The sequence below is a fragment of the Psychrobacter sp. AOP7-A1-24 genome (genome assembly GCF_052376235.1).
Taxonomy (GTDB): Bacteria; Pseudomonadota; Gammaproteobacteria; order Pseudomonadales; family Moraxellaceae; genus Psychrobacter.
In genome coordinates, this window is the sequence record NZ_JBQSVM010000003.1 from 1 (window position 1) to 24,676 (window position 24,676).

23 protein-coding genes are annotated in these 24,676 nt (G+C 42.4%); 7 read left to right on the plus strand and 16 right to left on the minus strand.

What is annotated here, in order from left to right; all coding sequences use genetic code 11:
- Positions 1-251: 251 nt before the first annotated feature.
- Positions 252-506 (minus strand): DUF2798 domain-containing protein, encoded by a 255-nt coding sequence (locus tag ACT3QQ_RS01795; RefSeq protein WP_444523809.1) that lies wholly within the window; start codon positions 504-506, stop codon positions 252-254.
- A 280-nt stretch (positions 507-786) separates the two neighbouring features.
- Between ACT3QQ_RS01795 and ACT3QQ_RS01800 the strand changes: the two genes are divergently transcribed.
- On the plus strand, positions 787-1,506 hold the full coding sequence (locus ACT3QQ_RS01800; protein WP_444526679.1) for an aspartate/glutamate racemase family protein: 720 nt from the start codon (positions 787-789) through the stop codon (positions 1,504-1,506).
- A 24-nt stretch (positions 1,507-1,530) separates the two neighbouring features.
- On the opposite strand, the gene ACT3QQ_RS01805 is transcribed toward ACT3QQ_RS01800, so the two are convergent.
- The gene (locus ACT3QQ_RS01805; protein WP_444526680.1) at positions 1,531-2,574 is read right to left on the minus strand and encodes an NAD(P)H-dependent flavin oxidoreductase; all 1,044 of its coding nucleotides are present in this window, start codon (positions 2,572-2,574) and stop codon (positions 1,531-1,533) included.
- A gap of 216 nt (positions 2,575-2,790) precedes the next feature.
- Here ACT3QQ_RS01805 and ACT3QQ_RS01810 point away from each other — a divergent pair, with 216 nt between their 5' ends.
- Positions 2,791-3,699 carry a hypothetical protein gene (locus tag ACT3QQ_RS01810; protein WP_444526681.1) on the plus strand — a complete coding sequence of 303 codons (909 nt, stop codon included), beginning with the start codon at positions 2,791-2,793 and terminating at the stop codon, positions 3,697-3,699.
- 147 nt (positions 3,700-3,846) lie between these two features.
- Here ACT3QQ_RS01810 and ACT3QQ_RS01815 read toward each other — a convergent pair whose 3' ends face one another.
- The 4 genes from ACT3QQ_RS01815 to ACT3QQ_RS01830 form a co-directional block, all read right to left on the minus strand.
- A complete protein-coding gene (locus tag ACT3QQ_RS01815) occupies positions 3,847-4,224 on the minus strand; it encodes a DsrE family protein (protein ID WP_444526682.1) in 378 nt (125 codons plus the stop codon).
- A gap of 180 nt (positions 4,225-4,404) precedes the next feature.
- On the minus strand, positions 4,405-4,947 hold the full coding sequence (locus ACT3QQ_RS01820) for an acyl-CoA thioesterase (protein WP_444526683.1): 543 nt from the start codon (positions 4,945-4,947) through the stop codon (positions 4,405-4,407).
- A gap of 58 nt (positions 4,948-5,005) precedes the next feature.
- Positions 5,006-6,109, minus strand: a complete 1,104-nt coding sequence (locus ACT3QQ_RS01825; RefSeq protein WP_444526684.1) for a YheT family hydrolase — start codon at positions 6,107-6,109, stop codon at positions 5,006-5,008.
- Positions 6,110-6,351: 242 nt separating this feature from the next.
- Positions 6,352-6,954: a YigZ family protein gene (locus ACT3QQ_RS01830; RefSeq protein WP_444526685.1), complete on the minus strand. Its 603-nt coding sequence runs from the start codon at positions 6,952-6,954 to the stop codon at positions 6,352-6,354.
- 197 nt (positions 6,955-7,151) lie between these two features.
- Here ACT3QQ_RS01830 and ACT3QQ_RS01835 point away from each other — a divergent pair, with 197 nt between their 5' ends.
- Positions 7,152-7,856 carry a pseudouridine synthase gene (locus ACT3QQ_RS01835; RefSeq protein WP_444526686.1) on the plus strand — a complete coding sequence of 235 codons (705 nt, stop codon included), beginning with the start codon at positions 7,152-7,154 and terminating at the stop codon, positions 7,854-7,856.
- A gap of 402 nt (positions 7,857-8,258) precedes the next feature.
- Positions 8,259-9,335, plus strand: coding sequence for a disulfide isomerase DsbC N-terminal domain-containing protein (locus tag ACT3QQ_RS01840; RefSeq protein WP_444526687.1), 1,077 nt, complete (start codon positions 8,259-8,261; stop codon positions 9,333-9,335).
- Between the two features lie 172 nt (positions 9,336-9,507).
- On the opposite strand, the gene ACT3QQ_RS01845 is transcribed toward ACT3QQ_RS01840, so the two are convergent.
- Entirely contained in the window at positions 9,508-10,326 is an 819-nt protein-coding gene (locus tag ACT3QQ_RS01845) for a DUF2939 domain-containing protein (RefSeq protein WP_444526688.1), read from the minus strand.
- Positions 10,327-10,575: 249 nt separating this feature from the next.
- On the opposite strand from ACT3QQ_RS01845, the gene dnaJ reads away from it, so the two are divergent.
- Together dnaJ and dapB are read left to right on the plus strand one after the other, a co-directional pair.
- Positions 10,576-11,712 carry a molecular chaperone DnaJ gene (gene dnaJ / locus ACT3QQ_RS01850; protein ID WP_444520025.1) on the plus strand — a complete coding sequence of 379 codons (1,137 nt, stop codon included), beginning with the start codon at positions 10,576-10,578 and terminating at the stop codon, positions 11,710-11,712.
- Between the two features lie 171 nt (positions 11,713-11,883).
- Positions 11,884-12,714, plus strand: a complete 831-nt coding sequence (gene dapB / locus ACT3QQ_RS01855; protein ID WP_444526689.1) for a 4-hydroxy-tetrahydrodipicolinate reductase — start codon at positions 11,884-11,886, stop codon at positions 12,712-12,714.
- 226 nt (positions 12,715-12,940) lie between these two features.
- Here dapB and ACT3QQ_RS01860 read toward each other — a convergent pair whose 3' ends face one another.
- The 8 genes from ACT3QQ_RS01860 to erpA form a co-directional block, all read right to left on the minus strand.
- A complete protein-coding gene (locus ACT3QQ_RS01860; protein ID WP_444526771.1) occupies positions 12,941-14,116 on the minus strand; it encodes a type III PLP-dependent enzyme in 1,176 nt (391 codons plus the stop codon).
- Between the two features lie 148 nt (positions 14,117-14,264).
- On the minus strand, positions 14,265-14,819 hold the full coding sequence (def, locus tag ACT3QQ_RS01865) for a peptide deformylase (protein ID WP_444526690.1): 555 nt from the start codon (positions 14,817-14,819) through the stop codon (positions 14,265-14,267).
- Between the two features lie 201 nt (positions 14,820-15,020).
- Complete coding sequence (locus tag ACT3QQ_RS01870; RefSeq protein ID WP_057757652.1) at positions 15,021-15,275, minus strand: GlsB/YeaQ/YmgE family stress response membrane protein; 255 nt, start codon at positions 15,273-15,275, stop codon at positions 15,021-15,023.
- 329 nt (positions 15,276-15,604) lie between these two features.
- Positions 15,605-17,086 (minus strand): UDP-N-acetylmuramate:L-alanyl-gamma-D-glutamyl-meso-diaminopimelate ligase, encoded by a 1,482-nt coding sequence (gene mpl / locus ACT3QQ_RS01875; RefSeq protein ID WP_444526691.1) that lies wholly within the window; start codon positions 17,084-17,086, stop codon positions 15,605-15,607.
- 292 nt (positions 17,087-17,378) lie between these two features.
- Entirely contained in the window at positions 17,379-18,008 is a 630-nt protein-coding gene (locus ACT3QQ_RS01880; protein WP_444526692.1) for a copper resistance protein NlpE N-terminal domain-containing protein, read from the minus strand.
- 440 nt (positions 18,009-18,448) lie between these two features.
- Positions 18,449-18,961, minus strand: coding sequence for a disulfide bond formation protein B (locus ACT3QQ_RS01885; protein WP_444523736.1), 513 nt, complete (start codon positions 18,959-18,961; stop codon positions 18,449-18,451).
- Between the two features lie 139 nt (positions 18,962-19,100).
- The gene (gshA, locus tag ACT3QQ_RS01890; protein ID WP_444526693.1) at positions 19,101-20,675 is read right to left on the minus strand and encodes a glutamate--cysteine ligase; all 1,575 of its coding nucleotides are present in this window, start codon (positions 20,673-20,675) and stop codon (positions 19,101-19,103) included.
- A gap of 354 nt (positions 20,676-21,029) precedes the next feature.
- The gene (gene erpA / locus ACT3QQ_RS01895) at positions 21,030-21,410 is read right to left on the minus strand and encodes an iron-sulfur cluster insertion protein ErpA (RefSeq protein ID WP_444520017.1); all 381 of its coding nucleotides are present in this window, start codon (positions 21,408-21,410) and stop codon (positions 21,030-21,032) included.
- Between the two features lie 660 nt (positions 21,411-22,070).
- Between erpA and ACT3QQ_RS01900 the strand changes: the two genes are divergently transcribed.
- On the plus strand, positions 22,071-24,092 hold the full coding sequence (locus ACT3QQ_RS01900) for an ATP-binding cassette domain-containing protein (protein ID WP_444526694.1): 2,022 nt from the start codon (positions 22,071-22,073) through the stop codon (positions 24,090-24,092).
- A 72-nt stretch (positions 24,093-24,164) separates the two neighbouring features.
- On the opposite strand, the gene ACT3QQ_RS01905 is transcribed toward ACT3QQ_RS01900, so the two are convergent.
- Complete coding sequence (locus ACT3QQ_RS01905; RefSeq protein ID WP_444520015.1) at positions 24,165-24,527, minus strand: septal ring lytic transglycosylase RlpA family protein; 363 nt, start codon at positions 24,525-24,527, stop codon at positions 24,165-24,167.
- Between the last annotated feature and the right edge of the window lie 149 nt (positions 24,528-24,676).

The following is a 24,676-nucleotide window of genomic DNA, read 5'->3' on the forward strand; positions in this document are numbered from 1 at the left end:
ATATTAAAAGTATGAATAACCAATGATAAAAACAACATCGTCAAGGTTATTCATCAATATGTTGTTCTTCGAGTAAAAACAATACCACGTTAATAACGCTCGTAGGTTATCGACTCACAAAGTTACTATACTTAAAAAAAGTTACTATACTTAAAAATAGACTGGTCGTCTAGATAGTAGATACATTCGAGCTAAATGGATTTGGTTATAGAAAGCTTGGCTTACATCGGTAATATTCTAAGTAGTGCTGTTTAGTAGAACTCAATACGGCTGAGCAGATGTTCCTGTACGATGTACGCGCAAATATAAGCACTTGGCCACGCAAACATAAAGGCCAGTCCCCAGGAGTGCATCAGCTCCATAAAGAAACCTTCGATGAATCCTTGTTTTACTACCAATAACGCGGTTGAAATGATCAGTGACATCAACATCGCCATAATGCCAGTAAAAATTAGTCGGTAGTACTTGCGGCGTGTACGTATCCTGATAGTGGGGAAGTTGGCCATAGTATTTGGTTGTCCTGCATAGTGTCAGCTATGCCCAGCCTATGATGCGGGCATACGTTGTATATATAATAGTTAGGTAATGAGTAGTCATAATAGATAGGGTAATAACTACCAGTGTTCATCATACTCCGTGAAGTCGGACGGGTAAAATCGTTATTATCAATAGTAGGGTTTGCTCTATTTTAATAACATTATTGTCTTAACAGCTGTTATCAAATAGCGCGTTCTCAGCAGACGGTTTTGCTACTATAACTAAGGCTAAAAAATTCTAGGAATATATATGGCAGCACAAAAACAACGAGACTCTCAGCAGAAAACACTAGGTATCATCGGTGGTATGAGTTGGGAGAGTACCGAGAGTTATTACCGCCTTATTAATGAAGGTATCAAGGATAAGCTAGGCGGCTTACATTCAGCAGACTTGTTGATTCATAGTGTCGACTTTGCACTGATTGGCGAGATGCAAGCAGAAGGAGCATGGACCGAGCTTGGCGCAATGATGGCAAGTAGTGGCGAGCGACTGCAAGCGGCTGGTGCCCAAGGCTTGTTGATGGCGACAAATACTATGCATAAAGTGATCAGCGATGTTGAAGCCGCGACCAACCTACCGATTATTCATATTGCTGACGCTACTGCTAAGGAGATTGAGAAACAGGGTCTGACCAAAGTTGTGCTACTTGGTACGCAGTTCACCATGACTCAAGATTTTTATAAGCAACGTTTGATCGATGCAGACTTACAAGTACTGTTACCAGAAGATGAGGCGAGAGCAGAGGTACATCGTATTATTTATGATGAGCTGTGCAAAGGACAGATACTTGATAGCTCACGCCAGTATTATCGCCAAGTCATTACCGATTTGGCCAACGAAGGGGCAGAAGGTGTGATATTAGGCTGTACAGAGATTGGCTTACTTATCAAACAAACTGATAGCCCCATACCTGTATTTGACACCACGGCTATTCATGCAGCCGCGGCGGTAGATTTTTTATTAGAGTAGTGCGGATAATAAAAACAGGCAAGCCTATAACGCTTTAACCAGCCGCTCAAGCAGTTCAAGCGTGCTTTCTTGTTTGACCAAAGCCACCCCTTGTCCTGCCCATAAAGACAGATGTTCTGCATCCATGTTCTGAGACGCATGAGCTCGCACAAATTTGGTCATGGCATTTAATTGCGGATAGGGCGGTAGCGTATCAGCGCTCTCAAATTCAGCAAAATCACGTAGATAATCATTTAATAAACCGCGCGCGAGCTTACCTGAAAACAGACGAGTCAATCGCGTTTCTGAGCTACGTTTGCTATGACTAGCATCGAGTAATGCTTGTTTATAAATGTCATTGATACTACATTTATCTGTAGTCAAAAACGCCGTCCCTATTTGTGCCAGCTCAGCACCAATTGTCTGAACTGCTTTGATGGCTTGACCATTCATGATGCCACCCGCTGCAATCAATGGGATATCGGTACAGGCACGCGTTTGGCTAATTAGTGTCAATAGCCCCAATGGATCGCTCTCACTTTGCGGCAACCAACCACCGCGATGTCCGCCAGCTTCGACCCCTTGTACGCATACCGCATCTGCGCCAATATCTGTCCATGCCTTCGCTTCTAATGGGTGATTGGCCGTGCCGATGACGAGTGTACCGAGACTTTGTAGACGCTGGACTTGTTCAGCACTGATAATGCCAAAGGTAAAACTGGCGACAGGCACAGGGTTGTCATAGAGCACTTGTAACTGCTCTGAGAAATTTTGAGCGGGGCATTTAGGTAGTGTAAATTCGATAGTGTTGTCTCGATAGTACTTACTTAGCCAAGCAGGGAGTTCGGTATCAATGGTCGTATACTCCTGCTTGGAGAGTACCATCAGGTTGATCATAAAAGGTCGGTCGGTGAGCGATTTGATGGTATCAATTTGGCCAGTCAAAACATCTGGTGCCGTCATGCCAGATCCTAATGAGCCCAGTCCACCAAAGTTACTCACCGTCGCCGCCAGTTCAGGTGTGGTTGCACCTGCCATTGGTGCTTGGACGATAGGGTAGGAGAGGTTCAGGGTATCAAGTAAGCTCATGACTGGCTGCCTTTTAGTAGAGTGTTTGCATGAGCTACTTTAACAAAGCTGAACATCGTATGTGTTAGATAGTGTGCATTTAGTTAGAAAATAGGATGGTGGGTTTTGGAGATGGCTTTATAGTTGAAATATAGCGCCAGATGGATTAAATAAAGCTATAATACTTTTTAATTACGCTAATCCTAGTATTTATCTCTTACTGTTATTGCTAATATTATGTTCAAAAAAATATCTAAAAATTTTCAAAAGAAAAAATATAACTATGCACCACTTGTTAGTTATCACCTTGGTTACCAAAATTCTAAGGTGATAAATACCTATATAGAAAAAAAATATGAGAGAGAAATAACAAGTAAAAATCAAGTTAAACAACTTTCGGATGATTTTTACTATGAGCTCTATTCGTTTAAAAACCTACCTATACATTATCTTTTATCGATTGTAGTCGTTGCTCCATTAGTTTCAATAGCGTCGATATATTTTTTGTTCGTCGCTACTCGACAAGACTCTTATCCTATAGTTTCAGTTATTTTAGCTACTATAAGTTTAACAATATTTGTTGTATGTCGTGAAAAGAAGGAAAAATTAATATTAAAAAAACAATCAATAATCCATGATAAGAGCTTTAAAACGATTGATGATGCTAGGCTATACTGGATATTAAATAAGGTTGGAATGCGAACTAATATTTATGAATTTGCAAATAAATTGTCTAAATGGAAAGGTTTAAAAGAAAAGCATAACCGTAACTCTCAAATTAACTGGTTAAACTATATTTATGATCCTCAATCGAAACCTAGGATATTAGCTTTATTTATTGCTTTTATTTCTCTATTTACAGTTGTTACGATGAATACATTTGAAATTGAACCATTCTCGGTAATAGTTAGCTTTTTTGGCCTTAAGCATATCTTAGTAGAAGAAACGTGGCTGATTCTATTTCTAATATTTTTAATATGTTTCTTATCTTGGCAACTAATATTTATAGGCCATATTTTGAGTAGGGGAGCAACTCACTTTATAGGCTTACTAAACAGAAATAATCTTAGTGAACTAAAATTTAATATTTTAATAAATTTCTTACTTGATAATATCGACTTGAAAAATGAGGATGGTTTTAATTGATTACTTCAGTTTAATCAGTTTAATCAGTTTAATCAGCTTAAAGATTCTTAAGTCCGTTTAAACTAAGGCGTATTGAGCATTCAAAAACAGTCATTTTAAGGGCTATGGTCGAATGTTCAACACACCTTAAATAGTTTTGCTTATCTTTTAATTCAACTGCAACGACCCTTTGGCATTCATCAGCAGCTCAACCACATCGTCACCGCTAATGACTTCAAAACGCTTATCAACATCTGATTCTTCCACGCCGTTGTGTTTCATGCAAGCGCCGCAGACCAGTACTTGACCGCCTTTTTCAACAACGGCTTCTAGTAACTCACCAGCAGGTTCAAACGGAGCGCCGATATCTACGTTGTCTAGCGCATTTGGTTTTGCCAGATGCACCGCATCTACCATGAGTATGACAGTAGCAGAATGGCCTTTTTTCAGCGCTACACCTGCCATGGTAAATGCTAAGGTAATTTTGCTTGGATTTGTTTCACTATTATCAAATAATGTGCCGACATAATCTGTTGTATTAGCCATATTGTTCTCCTTATAAGACTATATTTATTTTGTCTGAGTATGTACTCACTACTATCCTAGCATTTATTATACTTATTTATATAATGTATTGTTATGCAATAGTAGTCATAAGGTTACTTACTTGTGACGTGCTCTTGAGTAATATTCAGTAGAGCCGTTTTTAGCCAAGCTAGCTTGATATTACTCCGTCGGCGGCCAAGGGCGGTCGGCATCACTCTTGATCCATTCAGCCACGTAACCTGTTGGCGGTAGATCCCAATCAGATTGTCCCAATGCGGCCAGTACTTGTGCTGTGTCGATCACTCTACCACCCTTTGTTACACCTGTACGCAGTAAGCCAGATGAGCAAGGCTTACCTTTGACCCACATCGATTGCTCGATGTAGAGCCAGCGCGCATCGATACCGACGATTTTGGTCTTGAGCGTGACTTTTTGAAAGGCGCGAATACGCTTACGGTATTGAATAGTGCTACCAGCGATCACCAACCCCCAACGTTGTTTTAACAGCTGCTTGCCAAGCCCAGTCCGTACCGCAAAGTCCATACGACCCAAATCATAAAGTGTAAATACGCGGCCGTTATTCATCTCCAAAAAATTATCGATATCAGATAAGCGGCAGCGAAATTGAATCTCACTGGTGTCTTTGAACGTTAGTGTGTCGCCTTTTTTTACTTTTAGAGCAGCATGAGCGATAGTGCTAGCATAACGGATAAATGGGTACATAGAGCACTCTCAAAAGGGTTAAAAGATAACGTTATTGTGTTGTCATTGATGACAATGGTTATTTGTCGTCAGAGACCATAGCCTGAGAGGGTTCGCCAGTAGAAGCCACACCAATCCAATTAAAATAAGCACTGACCGTTTCCGGTATCCAGTTAATATCGAATTTTGAAGTCTTGGACTCTTTATTATTGGTGACAGACGATTTATTTTTGGCCTGACCGTTGTCTGAGCGATAACGCAAATAACCAATATGTCCACCGTGGTCAGTATCTAAGATAGTGACACTCTCAGAGACATCATTTGGTGTCGCTGTGAAGCCGATAAACGGATCATCTTTTGCACTGATGAGCAGCAGAGGGTGCGTGACATTGCGCAAATAGGGCATGGCGGATGCAGTGTGGTAATAGTCATTTTTGGAGCGATATCCGTGACGCGGCGCGGTAAAGATATCATCAAAATCACTGATACGATTGGATGATTTGATAGCGTTGATTTCATCTTGCGTGAGATCGTTTGCCAATGCTTTCTTGATAATTGGGTTGAGCAGGTACGGCGTATAGATACGATGACTCAAAAAGCTGTGCATAGTAATAGCCGCTGAGGACATATCGACTGGTGCAGAAATAACCACTGCACCTTTGCATAGGACTTTGTCCTCATATTCGCCCATGTATTTAGCCAGTGCATTACCACCTAATGAGACACCGACCGCATAGATATTGGTATACTGCCCGCGTAAGTTCTGTAGCGCATGATGTACTTCATTCGTATCTCCCGCGTTATAAAACACCTTTCCACTGGCAGGAATACCGCCACAACTGCGAAAGTGGGCGACGACAAAGTGCCAGCCTTGCGCATGGACTTGGTGCGCTAACGCACGAGCATAATGACTGTCACTGCTGCCTTCCATACCATGAAACAGTACGATTAACGGTGTTTGTTCAAGCTCAGCGTCTGTTGATTCTGCTATAGGGTGCGCATCATAAAAGTCATAGGCAATATCGCTCTCGTCCAGTGAGTCTTTTTCGACCACGCGGCGGTAGGTTGGAGCTTTGGGTGCAAAGAATTTAGGTAAGATGCTTTGTAGATGTGGGTTGGTCAGCCAAAATGGCGGTTTAAAAGGCGCTGGAGAGAAAGGTTTGGTCGAGTTGGAAGCTGACATAAATGGCTCTTATTTAATTATTGTCAAAAAGCAATGCCTTATCATACCGAGGCTAATGCTCAAAACCAATAACTTTCAGTGAACGCATGATTACTGAAAGCAGCTACCAAAAATTAGCTACTAAAAATCATTTACCGAAAAACAGCTACTGAAAAAAGCCAACAAATAAGCATATTGAGAAGAGAGGTGTCTAAAGTGGCTAATGACTAAAACGGCTGATGAGAGTATTCAGCTAAATTCTTTTAATTTTCTGGCTTATCCAATACCCGCCCATCCATTGCTAAGCGCTCTTTTAAATTATGGACATCTACTTCAGCGAGTGTGGCAGTTAATGTCACTTGTTTACTGTAGGCAACATCATCGATATGACCGCCAAGACTCTCTATCATATAGCGGCATTGCGCTTCAGTCGCAAACTCTGCCAGTATCTGGACCTGTGTCATCGGTACATAGGGATTTAGTACCATTTCATCGACAGCTGCTTGGGCAGAGCCTGCATAAGCACGGGTGAGACCACCAGCACCCAATTTGATACCACCGAAGTAACGTACCACGATGATAATCACATTGCCGATCGACTTATGCTGCAGCACATTCAATATTGGACGACCTGCCGTACCGCTTGGCTCGCCATCATCATCAAACCCTGCACTGGTGGTGTTATCAGGATCACCGATAATGTATGCCCAGCAGAAATGACGAGCATCAGGATATTGCTCACGTAACTGTTCCACGTGAAACATTGCTTGCTCACGAGAGGTTACTGGATAGGCGTAAGCGATAAACTCAGATTTTTTAATTTCTAGTCGCGTGGTAACAGCACGTTTTAGCGTTTGATAGCTCATATTTCATCAGGCTTAGGTTGGATATGTTAAACTGGTCTGACTTTCACTGGCTTCTGTATTGGGCGCAGTGTTCATTTAATTTTTCATTATAGTACCATTTCTAACCATCGAAGATAACGCGTCGCTCACGGCTGAGTGCTAGTGTCGTTAGTTTCTGATTTAGGGCTGGTATAATAAAACCGATGGTAGTAAATAGTATGCGTTTAGATAAATTCATTAGTAAAGCCACCGAGCTGTCGCGCAAAGAATCAAAAAAGATCATGCACGCAGGTGAGGTTACCGTAAACGATCAAGTGGTCAAAGATCCTGGTCTACATGTCGATGTCGTCAACGATGATGTGATGTGGGCAGGCGAGCCATTGTCGGTCGCTGCTGGTAATCGCTATATCTTATTGTATAAGCCTGAAGGCTTTGAATGTACGCTCAAAGTTAAAGAGTATCCAATCGTTACCGAACTGATCGCTGTGCCAGAATTAGGTAGCCTTCGTATCGCTGGACGTCTCGATGTCGATACCACTGGTGCGTTGCTGATGAGTGATGACGGCGGTTGGCTACATCGCGTCACCAGTCCTAAACACGAACATGCAAAGGTATACGAGCTAACTCTAGCAGATGCAATGGATAGTGACGCACAAGAAAAAGCCGTAAAAAAAGTGGCTGAAGGTATCCTGCTTGAGGGGGATTACGAGCCAACCAAACCGGCGACTCTTGAGTTCATTGATGAAAAACATGCACGCCTGACATTAGAGCAGGGCAAATATCATCAGGTCAAACGTATGATGGGTTACTTTGGCAATCGAGTCACGGAGCTGCACCGAGCCAGTATCGGTCACATTAATCTAGAAGGCCTAGAAAAAGGCGATAGCCGTTTCTTAACGTCAGAAGAAGTCGCCAAATTTTAAGAGGTAGTAGAGGTAGTAGAGATAGTAGAGATAGGCACTGAACCAGCTAAGTCTTTGCATTGATACTTGTATTGAAATTATCGTTTCAAACCCATTGGCAGCCATTATATAGTGGCTGCTTTTTGCGGTCTGCTATCTTGTATTTATGTCTATTGTCTACCTGTGTTGCCTATCTCTTAAAGCTAAGTAGCAGTTTTGCGACTTTAACCATTTATTGCTTTGCAAAATTATCCTATATGCTACAGTCTTTTTATCTATATTTTTATAACAGATAACCCTTAAACCATTTTCAAAAACTCAACTAGTAAGAAAATGGATTGCTACCTTTGAATTAATGGTTGCTTTAGAATTGGGGTTAATATCGAAAACCGTCATTATCAAAAACCAGATAGGAACCCTTCTGTGACATTACCTGTATTAAAGTCTGCCAGTCTAATCAGCGTCATACTACTAGCAACCACTGCTTGCGCTCAGCCCAGTTCAGCAGATGCCAACAGCAATAACGTCGTCTCTCAAAGTAATCAAAGCACTCAAAATTCGCAAACGGTTAAAGAGGTGAGTACAACTGTCGACGAGCGCTTGCGCCAACTATTGACCCAAGCAGGTATCAAAACCCAAATAACCTCTATTGTGCCATCCAAACTGCCTAATATGTATCAAGTCAATTTGGCTGGGCAACTGCCACTACATATCACCGAAGATGGTCGTTACGTCATCCAAGGCGAGCTACAAAAGAACCCAAGCGAACGTGTCGTGACCAAAACGCCTGTTCGCAGTACGAGCGCGCAACTGGGCAAGCCGGTTAGCGCCAGCACGAAGTCAGACATATTGGCCAATATGTCTGCGCTCAAAAACATGAGTGCAAAAACGCCATTCTTTTATACCGCAGTGCCGGGCGTCATTTGGGGTGCGACGTTAGAAGGCGTGCCTTTCTTATTATCAGATGATGGTCAGTACATTACCGATGGTGAAATATCAGTTATCGAAAATGGTCAGTTTGTTGGGCTTGATGAAGAGTTTGAAGCACTGAAGAACCAGTCTGTGTTTGAGACACTGGATAAAAGCCAGCTAATTACTTATCCAGCAACTAGCCCTGAGAGAGCCGTTATCTATGTGGCTGATGATGTGAATTGTCCTTACTGCCGCCGACTGCATCAGCAAGTGCCAGCACTTAATGCAAAAGGTGTAACGGTCAATGTCATCGGTTATCCTATATATGAAGCGTCACCTAAGCAGATGCGTGGTATCTGGTGTCAAGCCACCGAAGACAGTCGCCGTCAGGCATTTGACAAAGCGATGCTACAAGGTGAAATGACACCTGCACCAGCCAGCTGTAATACAGATCATGTGACGCCCAATCGTGAAAAAGCTGCTGGATTGGCTGTGATGGCAACACCTGCAATTTATCGTGAAGATGGTGTGCTATACCAGGCAAGTTTTGAGAGTCCAGAGTTTTTAGAGTTCTTAGGCGTTGAATAATTAATTAGTGTGACCACATGCTTTAACAGCTCAAAGCTTTAAGGTATTAATCTGCTAGATAAAGCAGTAAAAAACCCGCCTTATGAACTGCTTCATAAGGCGGTTTTTTTATAGTTCTATTCAAATAGTTCTATTCAAAAATTTCTACGTCTCAAAAGCTGTCTTAAATATCTTATGGCAAGACGATATCAACGATTTTCCAATTGATAAGCCCTTCACGCTGCATCTCGATAGTGAGAGGATAGCCTTTCACTTGACCGCTAATACTAAAGCAATTGATACCGCAGTAGCTCAGCGTTGGTTTTTCACTATCATTACCTTGGGCTACTTGCTGCTCAAGTTCTGCAGCTTGTTTTTTCATGACTTGCTGCATTTGGCTTTTGACCACCGCATCGACATCACCACGCTGAATAATCAAACTTTGAATCAGGTTTTTCAAGTCAACTTGATCGCTAGCGATGGCCCATGCTGCCGCTAACTCTTTGGTTGCTGTATTGGCTTGACCTTGGGTATTAATAACCTTTTCGATATTCTGCGGCGTGATGGCCCCTTCAACTGCCTGCGCGATGAAGCCGTTCGCTGCTTGGGTCAACGCATCACCGCCTAACTCGGAGATTAGCGGATACTTAGTCATGGTCGTTGCAAATTGGCTGGTTAGCTGATTCTGGACACTTGGTTGCACTTGCTCATAATTAATAGCCGCTGCAATCGTGGCACCATCCTTATCGTCGTAAGCATTTTTGAGCTGATAAGCGCTATAGTAAGGCGAGCCTGCATACACTGCTATCGCAATTATGATGAATAGAATAACCAGCTTTTTCATAAGACTTGATACCTTGTCGCAAGCGTCATCACTATGAGTTTGAATGACCGTAGATGTGGTGACAAATATTAGCATGACTGGACACGGCTCAGGTACGAAAAGCTTTGCAGTAACCTTAATAAATCGTTTGTCTTTTGCCACGGTAGGAACAACGGCTAATTTCATCATTTAAGATCTTGATAAATCAGAAGACCATCTCCATAAATAGCGCAAACTTTTTATAATTGATTTGGCTAAGCAGCCTTTACCGTATTTGTTGGTTAAGTCTAAATATGATCGTTCTGTAGCATTGTGACCTATTATGTTTCATGTGAAACGTTATATATGTCTAATGCGTAAGAATAACGATTAGTATCATTGTTCATTAAGCTGATGATTTGACGGACCGGTGTGGCTGTAAAGACGATAGGAGAGAGCATGAGTAAGCGCGATTTTTATGAAGTATTAGGTGTCAGCAAGACCGCTGACAGCAAAGAAATTAAGCGAGCCTACCGTAAGCTTGCCATGAAATACCATCCAGATCGCAACTCTGATGATCCTGATTCGGAAGAAAAATTCAAAGAAGCTTCAATGGCTTATGAAGTATTGAGCGACGAAGAAAAACGTTCAGCCTACGACCGCATGGGCCATGCAGCCTTCGAAAACGGTATGGGTGGCGGCGGCTTTGGCGGTGCGGGCGGCGGAAACTTCCAAGATATCTTTGGCGATATCTTCGGTAACTTCGGTGATATCTTTGGTCAGCAGCGTGGCGGCGGCGGTGGGCGTTCGCGTCGTGGCTCTGACTTACGTTATGTGATTGAGCTTACATTAGAAGAAGCCGTACGTGGCTGCAAAAAAGAAATCAGCTTCACGGCTCCTGCGCCTTGTGATACCTGTGATGGTAAAGGGGCAAAAAATGCCTCTGATGTTGTAACCTGTCAGACTTGTCATGGCCAAGGTCAAGTACGTATGCAGCAAGGCTTCTTTGCGGTACAGCAAGCTTGTCCTCATTGCGGCGGTACTGGTAAACAGATCAAAAACCCTTGTCCAGACTGTCATGGTAATGGCGTAAAAGACAAATCACGTACGTTAGAAGTCTCTATCCCTGCAGGTGTCGATGATGGTGATCGCGTTCGTCTAGCAGGCGAGGGCGAAGCGGGCGGCGCTGGTGTACAAAACGGCGATCTATATGTCGAAGTACGCGTCAAACAGCACAATGTATTCACCCGTCAAGGCGCGGACCTATATATGGATGTACCAGTAAGTATCACTGATGCAGCATTAGGTAAAGAAGTCGAAATCCCAACCTTAGATGGCAAAGTGAAAATCAAAGTGGCAGAAGGTACGCAAAGCGGTAAGTTACTGCGTGTACGGGGCAAAGGTGTAACGCCAGTCCGTACTACCATGAAAGGTGATTTGATTTGCCGTGTGGTTATCGAAACGCCAGTGAATCTGACTCGTGAGCAAAAAGACTTGTTACGCCAATTTCAAGATACTTTAGATGATGATAGTAAACACCAACAGTCGCCACATAAAAAATCATTCTTCAAAAAAATCGGCGATTTATTCGATTAAGAATGAGCCAAACTAAGTAGTAAATACTAAATTAAGCCCAAAGGTTTCATGTGAAACCTTTGGGTTTTTTTTGACGGTATAAAAAGCCCCTCATGTAGTGATATTTGCTAAACTTACGATAAATATGATTAAAAATAATTTCACCAAATATAAAGTAACTAAGGTAAAAGTATGAGCGAACAAGCAAATAATAAATCTATCAACGTTGGCGTAATCGGTGCAGGCGGTCGTATGGGTCGTATGCTTATCGAAGCGGTACAAAACAATCCGCAAACTACATTAAAAGCAGCGATTGAACGCCAAGGCTCTAGCCTAGTTGGAGCAGATGCAGGCGAGGTTGCTGCTATCGGTCATTTAAACGTAAAAATCGTTGATGACTTAGCCGCTGTGATTAACGACATCGATGTGCTGATTGATTTTAGCTTACCTGATGCCACCGAAAAAAATATGCAAGTTTGTGCTGAGAATAACGTCGCTATGGTCATCGGTACGACAGGATTCAATGAGCAGCAGGAACAAGTACTGACAAAAGCAAGTGAGCAAATTACTATCGTGTATGCAGGTAACTATTCGACAGGCGTTAATTTATCATTGAAACTACTTGGGATGGCTGCCAAAGCGTTTGGCAATGATGCTGATGTAGAAATCATCGAAGCACATCATAAGCACAAAATTGATGCACCTTCTGGCACCGCATATATGATGGCTGAAGCAGTCGCAGATGCGCGCGGACAGAATCTAAAAGACGTCGCTATTTATGGCCGTGAAGGACAAACTGGCGAGCGTGAATCTGGAACAATCGGTATTCACGCAATACGTGGTGGCGAAATCGTAGGCGATCATACTGTGATGTTCATCGCAGATGGCGAAGTGGTTGAAATCACTCATCGTGCGCGTGCTCGCATGACATTTGCCGCTGGTGCGGTACGTGCTGCAACTTGGGTCGTTGAGCAAGCAGTGGGACAGTACAATATGCAGGATGTACTTGGATTGAGTGACTAACCGACTATTTAGGGTTGATGGCTGTCTATATCGTTATGACTGATAGCTCGATGACTTAATAGCAGTAAGGGAGCAGGCATGAATAGCACCAAACGTTGTATTAGACATAAACTGATTGGTGCGATTTCTTTACGAATTGAATAGTTAACCAAGCAAATTATTAAGCACAAAAAAGCGCGATACGGGTATTAACCGTGCCGCGCTTTTTTGTGGAATATTACAAATACTAGTCAATATAAACTACTTCGAGCGGTGGGAAACCATTGAACTCTACCGATGAGTACGAGTTGGTATAAGCACCAGTGGTTAGCCAATAGATTTTATCACCAATCTCAAGCTCTTCTGGTAGCTGATAACCTGCTTCTTCATACATAATATCAGTTGAGTCACAGGTTGGACCAGCTAGTACTACTGTGCCTTCACTGGTAGAGGTTTCCATCTTAGGCGTATAGATAGGATACTTGATGGCTTCCCCCAACGTTTCGATTAAGCCTTGGAATAGACCAACATCGGTATACACCCAACGGGTCAAATCAGTATCAGACTTACGAGAGATCAGTACCACGTCACTGACCAATACGCCTGAACCACCAACCAACGAACGACCCGGCTCTAAAATAATTTCTGGCATTTCATCGTCGTTATAGTCGTCAGTCAGATAGCTGGTAATTTCTTCAGCGTAGACTTTGATAGGGTTAACTTCACTAATGTAGTTGGTCGGGAAGCCGCCACCCAAATTGATCATTTGTAGCTTGATACCTTCTTCATTCTTCATCCAGTCAAACATATATTTGACTTTGGCTAACGCATCATCCCATGCAGCGACGTCTTTTTGTTGGCTACCGACGTGGAACGAGATACCATAAGGGACCAAGCCCAGCTCGCGTGCTTGAACCAGTAAATCAATTGCCATGTTAGGATGGCAACCAAACTTACGTGATAGTGGCCACTCTGCTGTCTCTGACCCTTGGACTAAAATACGAACAAATATCTTAGAACCTGGGGCGTGTTTGGCAATATTTTTCAGATCCGCTTCTGAATCAGTCGCGTACAGATCGATGCCTTTTTCAAAAGCGTATTTAACATGTTCGGCTTTTTTAATAGTATTGCCGTATGAGATACGCGATGGTTCCACATCGCAGTCAAGCACGCGATCAAGCTCATAGATAGAGGCGCAGTCAAAGTTTGAACCAAGATCTGCTAGCAAGTTGATCACTTCCACCGCAGGGCTAGCCTTCATTGCATAATGCAATTTTGCTTTAGGAAACAAGCTGACCATTTCATGGTACTTGGTTTCGATACGGCTAAGGTCAACTACTAAGAAAGGTGTCTCGCGACCTTCAGCAGCCTTGGTAAATTTCTGCCAGCTGGCAGGGTCAAAATATTGATCAATTTTGATCATTGTCATAGTAATAAACCTTTTGCGGAAACTGTATCGGTTAGAAAGAAGTATCGCCAAACAGTGAATACTAAATGATAGCATTCACTGTAGATATAACGATGTGAAGGATAAAGACGGAATAACAGGGATAAGAATAAAGGGTGGAGCTTTAAGAATTGGCGGCTTGTGTTTGTTTTTCCGTTGGCTGTGCTTCTTGTTTTTCGCGTATTTTTAAAACTTTGCGAACTTTATCACGAGCACGCGTTTGCTTAAGACGAGATAGGTAGTCAACGAATATCACACCATTGAGATGATCCATCTCATGCTGGATACAAACAGCAAGTAGCCCTTCTACAACTTCGTCGATAACCTCACCGTTACCGTCTAATGCTTCGATACGGACTTTATTAGGACGTTCGACTTTGTCATAGACGTCGGGTACGGATAAACAGCCTTCTTCGTACGGCTGCTTTTCTTCAACCAGTGGCGTGACCTTTGGATTGATAAAAACTCTAGGAGAGTTTTTATCTTCAGACAAATCCATAACGATAAGCTGAATATGATGATCCACTTGACTGGCTGCAAGCCCAATGCCTTGAGCATCATACATCGTCTCGATCATGTCTGCGATTAAGGTTTTGATTTCAGCAGTCACTTCCTTGACAGGCTTGGCGATAGTACGCAAGCGAGGATCTGGGTAACTTAAGATAGGGAGTAGTGCCATAACGCTCACCTCAATGATAAGGACAAAATAGGGTTGATATTATAAGATAAATGGGGACAAAAGTAATGCTTATCAATACTTTCGCAGTCATATGATGCTATATGTATATAGAAAGCCTAGATTTTAATAGTAAATGGCATAAAAAAGCCCCGCTTAACGCAAGGCTTTGTTTATATGGTATTTTAGTTAGCTAGTAATCGACTATGCACGGCGTTTGTTTACAATCATTTCATATAAGAATAGTAAGATAATTGCACCAATCACTGAAAATATAAGACCAGTGAAACCACCGTCAGCATTAATACCGATTAGTCCAGCTAAGAAACCACCTAGCATTGCACCAACGATACCCAATACGATAGTCATAATCCAACCCATAGGGTCATTACCTGGTTTGATAGCACGTGCTAGTAGACCTGCGACTAAACCTACAATAATCATCCAAATAAAGCTCATGTTATTCTCCTACTATTATTAATTATTAATATTTATAATGTGTTACAAGTTCTGATAAATCTATTGTAAACAGTCCTTGGGCACAAAAATAAGCCTAAAATGTTACTACTGTAGGGGCTATGTGAGAAAAAAGTCCGATTTGCTATCGAGTAGGGTCAATAAGTAAACGAAAGGTTACAAAGGTAGCTGTGGTGCTAACATCACTCATTAACGTGGTAGCTGTCATACTAGAGTTATATAGACATTGGAAATAAAAAACGCAGCTATCTAATAGATGGCTGCGTTTTTATGTATAACACAAGAGCTTTTGTTGTTTCTAGCTAGAAGCGTTATCCGTTATGCAATGCGGTTAACAAACGCTGATGAATGCCTTCAAAACCACCATTGGACATGACCACAATCGCATCACCTGCTTTTGCATGACTGCTGATATGCTCAATGATAGCGTCAATGCTTGATAGTACTTGTTGGTTGCCGATAGAGTCGCTAGTAGCCTTTGCTTGTTCGACGACATCTTTTAAGCCCCATTCTAGACCAGCAGGCTCGTACCATAATGTGTAGTCCGCAATTGACGCTGATTGAGCTAGGCTGTCTTGATGAATACCCATTTTCATAGTGTTACTACGTGGCTCAATAATGGCCCAAATGCGTCTATCAGCCAGCTTCTTTTTGGCACCGTCTAATGTGGTTGTAATAGCTGTTGGATGATGGGCAAAATCATCAAAGACTAAGATGTCGTTGACGTCGCCGATCAGCTCCATCCGGCGTTTGATACCAGCGAAATCTGATAAGGCAGCACAGGCAGTCTCAACACTGACGCCAACGTTGTAGGCAGCAGCCACGGCAACTAGCGCATTGTTGACATTATGAATGCCACTCATTGACCAGTTTACGATGGCAGTGGTCTTTTTGTCAGCAGAAAAACTGACTCTGAACTGGCTACCATCTGCTTGAATCAGCTCAGCCTGCCAGTCGCTACTATCTTTTAGAGTACGCGCGCTTTCATTGTTATCAGCTAAAGTAGAGTCAATGACAGCGGTACGCCAAACAGGTGTCCAGACCCCTTTTGCTAGCGTGTCTTCTAAACTGGTGGTCGCGGCTGGCATGATAATTTTGCCAGTGCTTGGAATCATGCGCACCATATGGTGGAACTGAGTTTGTATCGCATTGATGTCTGCAAAGATATCTGCATGATCAAACTCAAGGTTATTCAAAATAGCCGTGCGTGGACGATAGTGAACGAACTTCGAACGCTTATCAAAAAACGCAGAATCGTACTCATCTGCTTCAATCACAAAATAGCCAGATTCGTTATCATCACTTTTATCAGCACCCAAATAGCTACTGTGTGCAAACACTTGCTGCAAGTGCTCGTCAGTCGTATCAACCAATGGTACACCGCCAATTAGAAACCCTGTATCAATACCAGCATAATGTAATATCCATGCAAGCATAGTTGTAGTTGTGGTCTTACCATGAGTCCCTGCAACGGCAATTACGTGACGTGACTGCAATACTTGCTCAGATAAAAACTGCGGACCTGAGGTATAGCGAAAGCCATTATCTAGCATGTACTCAATCACATCCATGCCGCGTTTCATCGCATTTCCAACGACGACTAGATCTGGCGTTGGTTGCAAGTGCTCTACTAGATAGCCTTCTTCAATAGTGACGCCAGCATTCTCGAGTTGAGTAGACATAGGCGGGTAGACATTGGCATCTGAACCTGTGACCGTATGCCCAAGTGCACGAGCTAGCAATGCCAGTGAGCCCATAAAAGTACCACAAATACCAAGAATATGAATATGCATAGACGTTCCGTACGCGCTTAAGTGAAAAGAATAGAGAGCTGATAAAATAAAATTAGAAGTACTTAGCTGTTATCATTAAAAATAAATACTATTGATACCTAGCGACCAATATATTAGCTGGGCAAACCAGCAATCATTGTAAAGTAAACCCTGTTCGATGACTAATAAAAAACGCCTAACAAGTAGGCGCTATATAGCTAATAGACTTTAGCTGTTTTAGTATTGAGCGATAGACTAATTAACAACTGGTATTATGACGCTTTTGTTCAGGTAGTTCTTGTTGATCCGTTTATTATTTGCGAGATAATGTATAGTCTTTATCTAAATTATGATGCTCACCCATACGTACTAGATGATTGTCTTGTATGCGATAGGTCTCGATGTTTTTGCTTTCATAAACAATCGTGATTTTGTCATTATCCTGTCGGTAGACACCGGATTCGAGTAGGGGTGCTTTTGATTCTTTGGGGTTATGGTAGTTGCTTGCTTTTAATACAGACCCATCAGCGAATAGATTCAACGTGACCTCGATACTGTCACAGTCTGTACAAGAGACCATACCGCCATAATCGCCCATCAATGTTGCTTGCAGCATACTGCTCTTTGCTTCTGATCGCTCCATAGAGCTATCTACATAAGTATTTTTGTTTGACTGAGCAGCAGCAATCAGCGACTGCCCTTCCACCATTTCACTTGTCTCGTCATCACTCGCTAGCTCAACATTCTCATCCTGCAATGCTTGCGAATCATCTTGTGATTCAGGACTAGTAGCAGCGAATGTAGATACCATGTCTTTGTCGGTATTAGATGAAGCGCTATCACAGCCTACGATCAACGCGCATAGTGATGCTACAAATAACGCAGGACGCCACCGCTTTACTATAGTTAACGTAGTAGAGTGAACAGAAGCAAGATATATCATGGTTATACCAAAAACAGTTATTAACAAGTATTTTTCAAGCTCATCTATACTATAGACACCATAAAACCACTGTCAAAAATCAGGACAATGAGGAATGGGCGCATAGTAGTAATATAAATTGAGAGCTTGAGAGCATTATCTTATATGTAAAATGCAGATAGCTTATGAATAGAAAGCGATAAATATCTGATACTTATTCATTTATGATAAAAGCTGACTAAAGATATCAAAAGCTAAAAAACATCTCTGTGGGCTTTTTGTTGTTACCGAAAAGTTCAAGAAATAAAAGAAATCGTAGAAACACCTGTCGGTGTAACCAATGCGGGTTATAAAGGCGGATTAACAGTAGATAAAAAACAGACATTGTATCTAAGATAGCAATGTCTGTTTCAAAAGTAGAAGCAGGAATAAAACCTAACGTTTTATCAAGTCATAGGATATTAATTAATAGGCTTGATGATACGCAATAATATCAATATATGTACAATCAGTAGCACACTAAATAAAATCAAAGATTGCTCAGGGATGCTTAACCCCATAAATGTCCAATCAACAGAAGCACATTCGCCAGAACCGGCAAAAACTTCTTCGAACACTTGTAAAATAGGAAGCGTATCAAGCCAATAGTTCAGCCCTGGTCCACAAGAAGGTACTTGGTCAGCAGGCAAATATTGCAACCATACATGGCGCGCTGCTACCGCCGTTGCCCAACCAATACCTACTAAGCTACCAAGCCACAGTAGTAGCCTTATCACTTTAGACTTAGGATTAAACAATGCGGATATTAGGGCAAAACCGCCCATGACTATTAAGCCAACACGCTGAAAAATACAGAGCGGGCAAGGAGAAAGCCCTAGGTGGCGCTGTAAATAAAACAGCGCAAAACTCATGCCTATGATGGCCATTATTACCAAAAATACTTGCAGGTTACGGTAAGTAGTTAGCTGTCGCATCGTGCGGTTACTCTTATATGTTTATCTATAATAGATGTAGGGCAGCAATCAAGATTAAGCAGTCAAAATTTAACAATCAACCACCAGTCATCAAAATTTAGCAATTAAAAACTAGCAGTTAAGGCTCAGTAATTAAAAGCTAGCGATATTGTTGTAAAAACTCCATAAAGTCTTCTGTTTCAGACTGCTCAATTTCAGCTTGCTGCAAGATAGATTTTTCTGCCAATACTTCGTATTTAGCTTGAGTATTTGGACTAAGTGTCTGCTGTAGTAAAGACTCGCGATGCTGTTGAGCCAATGTAAAGCCAAGCTGCCATAAGCTGCCTAAGCGTTTGCTGTCGGAATTCACTTGTGCGGAAATAGTTGATTCAGAGTGTCCTGCTTTGCCTTGCATCAATGCGACGGCCGCGCGGTAATCATTACCACCGTAGTGAGCATCAAGTAATGCGGCAAGCGGCTGCATACGCTCTAGGTGCGTTAGCATCCAGCTTTCAAGTGATTGCTCTTGACCATTATTGATAATATGCAAGTCATCACGGCGACCTTCGTTGACCACACGCTCAAGATTGATAGCGAGCGATTCCTCTTCTTCAGGTAGCAGGTCTGGTGAGTCACTGAACAGACAATACAGCGCCATTACTTCTAAGAAGCAAGCGCTAGAGAGGCGAATGCCCACGTCACTATATGGATCAAGGTCAATAGCACGGAATTCGACATAGGCGATACCACGACGCTCAAGTGCTTCGGTTGGTGTTTCACCGCTCATCGCGATTTGTTTAGGACGAATAGGGCTGTAGTACTCGTTTTCTATTTGCAGAATATGATTGTTGATTTGGATCGGGTTGCCGTCTTCATCGTTCAAACCAAGTTTCGCAAAGCTTTCGTGTGGGGTTTGAATAGCACGGCGCAGACCAGCGACATACTCTGGTAGATAGTTATAACGAATATCGAGCTGCTCTTGCACGCTATTGGTATAACCAAGCTTACCCATACGCAGGCTAGTAGCAGCAGGCTTATAATAGGTTGAATCATTGAGCAACTCTAAATCGTGCTCACGCCCTGCCAAGAAACAAGGACAAACGCTTGGACTGGCACCGAGTAAATACAAAACAAGGCTAGTCAGACGTTTAAAATTACGAATCAGCCCTAAGTATTTTTCGTTTTTGAACTCTGTTAACGTCTGACTTTGTGCGGTCGATGTTTTGGCTTGCCACGTCTCAAACAACGTATCACCAAAAGACAGGTTGTAATGCAGACCAGCAATCGTTTGCATGCGGCGACCATAACGAATACCAAGACCACTACGATATAGGGTTTTTAGCTTACCCGTATTAGAATTACCATAATCAGCTAGTGGGATATCTTCGTCTTTAGAAGACAGCATGCAAGGCATCGATAATGGCCACATTAGCTCACCTTCAGGTATACCCTGATAGACCAATACGTGCAATTGGCGCAGCATATTGAGAGTCTCTTTTGGTGAGGACTTTGGTTCTGTGATGAGTTCAAGCAGACTTTCTGAGTAATCGGTAGTGATAAAAGGATGAGTAAGTTTTGACCCAAGTTTGGTTGGATGCGGGGTCTGTGCCAAGAAACCATCAGGTTTTACGCGAAGGCCCTCTTTTTCGATACCGCGGAGCATGCCCGTCAAGTGTGTGCTATCAAACCAATTAGGGATTTCGAAATTAACAAAGCTACTCGCAAAATTACTCATAATAGTCATCTATTGTTGTTTATTATGGCGGATCAAAACACGATAAGCGTTTGTCCATAAAATAGGTAAGTGTTAGGTCAATAATTCCGTCAGTTTAGCTCAAAGCTATCTTGAAAACCACGGACAATTACAAATACGATAAGCTTTAAGCAAAGCGATTTGTGAAGATTTTGACCCTGTTTTTTAATATAGGTTTATCTCGAATATAGTGTTGTTTTGACCAAATAGTTTGATAAAAAAAGCATCTACTTGAAAGATAGATGCTTTATCCATTATGCCTACAAGCTATTTGAGATATCGCTTGTGCACTACTTCATCATCTCAACAGTCATAGCTCGACGGTGTCTACTCAGCCTATATAGAGAATGACGAGCCGCAGCCGCAAGTGGTCGTGGCATTTGGATTGGTCACAACAAAACGTGCCCCCTCTAGCCCTTCGGTATAATCGACGGTAGAACCTTGCAAGTATTGATAGCTTAGCGAGTCGACGACTAACGTCACATCACCGTTATCAAAGTTGGCATCGTCTTCGTTTAGATCATTGGCAAAGTTAAACCCGTAAGAAAAACCAGAACAACCACCGCCCGTCACATAAACACGTAGCATAAGGTCGCTATCGCCTTCTTCTTCGCGTAGACGGCGTACTTTCTGCGCCGCACTATCGGTTAGGCTTAATACGGTTGGGTCCACTGGTTGGCTGGCGCTTGGACTAAATTGGTTGGCTGATTCGTTCATATCTACCTCAGTTGCTAGGATCAAATGCGGTCGTCGTCCTGTTTGGGTTTGCAATAGGGTACTTGCAAATAAAGATACGCACGGCGTTTGATTTAATTGGGTGCTGTCATTATGGCAAAGCTATTGGTGCATTATAAGCTGTTTGTACTATTTCAAAATGGTATTTGTGCCACTACAACACTTTATTGCCTCTATTGATGGTGGGCACTTATTTTGTAGCAGTATATCATAATGGGGGTACTGTTTCGTTTGTCAAGAGTGGCGCGACTACTGAATGTTACTAACGAATAAGCAGTGCCTTAAGTTTGGTGTAGAATTATCTAAAAAAATTGCGCTGAAGGCTCATGCTAAAAATCTTACTAACCAATAATATCGCTATGCGATTAAATACTACTTAATAATATTAGGAAGACTTAAAGCTTATGGATCGTATTACGGTATTTTGTGGCCATAACCTTTATAATAGGAACAAGCATGTATGAGCTCAAGAGTCGCTTGTGAAACTTAAGGTTTTTAGCGTAATAAATACTTAGTTTTGAAATAGTTATTTAATTGTTTGCCTATAGGGCACGCGTTTGAAATAATAGCCGCCAGTTGACATACCCTATGTGCGTTTCTTATTGCCCTATATCTATATTATTGTTGAGATGAAGAAATTATATGATCGAATTTAAAGACGTTGGTGTTCGCCGTGATGGTCGTGAATTGTTTGCAGGTGCAAGCTTTCAGCTCCATCCAGGTCACAAAGTTGGACTGACGGGCAACAACGGCACAGGCAAATCTACTTTATTTGCGCTATTACTGACGCAGATGGGTACAGGCGATACAGAGGTCACCCTTGATAAAGGTGAAGTCAGTATTCCTGATAGCTGGCATGTGGCGCACATGGCACAGGAAGTTGGTGCTACGTCGCAGTCTGCAATCGATTATGTATTGAGCGGTGATGAGCAGTGGTATGAGATTAATGCTGCGCTAAATGACTTAAGTAGCGTTAGCGATGAGCAAATTGGCGTATTGCATCAGCAGTTCGATGAGATTGATGGGTATCGGACACCGACCAAAGCGGCACAAATTATGGCAGGTCTTGGTTTTAAGACTAGCCAGCATGAGCTACCAGTAGAAGGGTTTTCTGGTGGTTGGCGTATGCGCTTAAACCTTGCCAAGACTTTGATGAGCCGTGCTGATCTGATGTTACTCGATGAGCCAACCAACCATTTGGACTTAGATGCTATCTTGTGGCTTGAAACATGGATCAATGCTTATATGGGCTTGGTAATCGTCATCTCGCATGACCAAGCGTTTTTGGACGCGACAGTTGGTCATATTTTGCATGTAGAGCAACAAAAAATCACCCTATATACTGGTAACTACCAGCAATTTATCCGTACCCGTCATGAGCGTATGGCGCAGCAGCAGCAAGCGTTTGAAAAGCAAGAAGCGACCAAGGCTCACTTGGATGACTTTATTCGTCGTTTCCGTGCTAAAGCCAGTAAAGCCAAACAGGCCCAGAGCCGCATTAAGCAGCTTGAGCGTATGGCGGAGCTATCACCGATGATGGCCGACAACCCGTTCTCGTTCCAGTTCTATGAGCCAGCAAACATGAGCTCACCGCTGATTGAGCTGACCCACGCAGATATTGGCTATAGTGAAACACCGCTATTACGTAATGCTAATGTACAGGTGACCCCTGATACTCGTCTTGGCCTATTGGGCATGAACGGTGCTGGTAAATCAACGTTGATTAAGGCATTGGTTGGTGAGCTTGGCATATTAACAGGGAAATACCGCGTTTCAGATACCCTAAAATTGGGCTATTTCAATCAGCATCAGATGGACATCCTAGATGCCAAAGCAACGCCTATAGAGATGCTGCGTCGTCTAGCAGGTAAAACTTCTGATGCGATGCTGCGTTCGTTTTTGGGCAGCTTTGACTTTCGCGGTGAGCGCATTGATACCCCAAGTGAGCTGTTCTCAGGTGGTGAGCGTGCGCGTTTGACCTTGGCATTGATTGTTTGGCAGCGTCCAAACGTTCTTGTACTCGATGAGCCTACCAACCATTTAGATTTACAAATGCGTCAAGCGCTGACTATCGCATTGCAAGGCTTCAAAGGTGCAGTGGTACTGGTATCGCATGATCGAGAGCTGATTGCCAATGTCTGTGATGAGCTATATTTGGTACACGATGGCATTATCGAAGAATTCGATGGTGATATTGGTGACTATGGTAAATGGCTAGCAGAGAAGCGTAAACAAGAGAACGCAGCAGATAAAAATATTGGTAAGAAGAAAAGTAAAAAAGAGAGTAAGAAGTTTGTTTCACGTGAAACAGATACTGGCTCAGTAAGCAACAAGTCATCTGATACCTCATCAAACAGTAAAGCTGCGCCGTCTGCACTTAGTAAAGAAGAGCAGCGTAAGCTAGCTGCTGAACAGCGTAAAATGACAGCACCTATCCGCCGCGAGATAGAGGAAACAGAAAAGACACTGGCTAAGATTGATAAGCAGCTCGTGACGCTTGAAGAAAAATTGGCTGATACAGAGCTGTACGAAGAGAGCCGTAAGTCTGACTTGCTTGTGTTACTCAATGAACAAACAGCGCTACAGCAGCAGCACAGTGATAATGAAGAGAAGTTACTACTATCAATGACGACTTTAGAAGAGATGGAAGCTAAGTTTGCATAAAGCGTTCTAGATAGTTAGTTATAGAAGCAGACATAAAAAAGGGATGGCATAAGCCATCCCTTTTTTATTACATCATTCCTTACGATATTTGCCATCACCGTACGACAGTATTTCCATCGTAGTCGTACAAAGCTGACAGTTTATTTCACCAGCAGCGGCTTTTGATAAATCAAGAATACGGCCTCGAATAAAAGGTCCTCTATCCGTGATTTTTACAACGACGCTCTGCTTTGTCTTTTGGTTGGTTACTTGTACCTTCGTGCCGAACGGTAACGTGCGATGTGCAGCGGTTAAAGAGTTCATATCGAAGATACTACCACTCGCTGTGCGCTTGCCATGAAACTTACTACCGTAATAACTAGTATTGGCAGCGAAAACTGTGGTGCTAAGTAGCAGTGATAAAGTGACAACCAAAGACTTGATTAAATAAGACATTTAATACCTTTAAGCAATTAATAAAATAGACAGATGCTCTTGCCTACGTTATCTATACTCCCTATGAGTATGAATAACAGGGGATTTTACAAGAGCTAGCTTGTCATATTATTACTGCCATGTAAAAAACTCATGAGGTCAAATACTTG